We start from the raw sequence: 588 nt of genomic DNA on the forward strand, positions 1-588 counted from the left end.
TGTCCATGGCCATGAGAAAGTCCCCATTGGTGGCCAGGTCGAGGTCCCCGCTGGTGGCCAGATAAAAGTCCCCACCCTGTGTTCGTCGTGTCGACCCGGAACTGAGGGCCCAGGCGATGACGGTGAAGGTGCCAACCGATCACCATCACCGCCTGGGAGTTCCATTGAAGTCTGCGAAGGACCGTATGGACATCATTTCTGCTTACCGAGAACTCGGAAGCTATCGCGCCGCAGCCGAGGTGTGCGGCACCACCCACAAGACCGTCAAGCGTGTGGTCGACCGGTTCGAGGCCGACGATCAACCACCCGACCGCAAGGAACGGGCCCGCAACTACGATGCGGTCGCCGAGTTGGTCGCTGAGCGAGTCGAGCGGTCACACGGCCGGATCACCGCCAAGCGACTGCTGCCGGTAGCACGTGCCGCGGGCTATGAGGGCTCGGCCCGCAACTTCCGTCGTCTCGTCGCCCAGGAGAAAACACAGTGGCGCCGTGATCATCATCGTGGCCGCCGCCCGGCGGTGTGGGCTCCGGGTGACTACCTGGTCATCGATTGGGCCGTAATCGGCGGGCTGCACATGTTCTGCGCGG

Annotated in this window: 1 protein-coding gene; it reads left to right on the forward strand. The window is 63.9% G+C overall.

Going from position 1 to position 588, the window contains the following annotated elements:
* Positions 1-164 precede the first annotated feature (164 nt).
* Positions 165-588, forward strand: a 424-nt coding sequence (locus AMD30_RS24330; RefSeq protein ID WP_156354436.1) for a helix-turn-helix domain-containing protein, incomplete at its 3' end; no start/stop codon positions are given.

Source organism: Gordonia sp. HS-NH1 (genome assembly GCF_001418765.1).
GTDB lineage: Bacteria > Actinomycetota > Actinomycetes > Mycobacteriales > Mycobacteriaceae > Gordonia.